The organism is Motiliproteus sp. MSK22-1 (assembly GCF_001968815.1).
Lineage (GTDB): Bacteria > Pseudomonadota > Gammaproteobacteria > Pseudomonadales > Balneatricaceae > Motiliproteus.
In genome coordinates, this window is sequence record NZ_MIEQ01000065.1 from 1 (window position 1) to 319 (window position 319).

Genomic DNA, 319 nt, shown 5'->3' on the forward strand with positions numbered 1-319 from the left:
GGTTAGATCAGCACGGCGTTGGTTGTCCGTGTTTAAGGGTGTAGGCTGAGGAGCCAGGCAAATCCGGCTCCTTAAGGCTGAGACCTGATGACGAGTCCTCTTTTGGATGAAGTGATCAATACCATACTTCCAGGAAAATCCTCTAAGCTCCAGCTTATATGAGACCGTACCCCAAACCGACACAGGTGGTCAGGTAGAGAATACCAAGGCGCTTGAGAGAACTCGGGTGAAGGAACTAGGCAAAATAGTACCGTAACTTCGGGAGAAGGTACGCCGGCTTTGGTGATGGGACTTGCTCCCTCAGCTGAGGCTGGTCGAA

At 51.7% G+C, this 319-nt stretch carries 1 rRNA gene; it reads left to right on the plus strand.

Going from position 1 to position 319, the window contains the following annotated elements:
• Positions 1–319: ribosomal RNA gene (locus BGP75_RS19330) — 23S ribosomal RNA — on the plus strand; the annotation flags it as partial.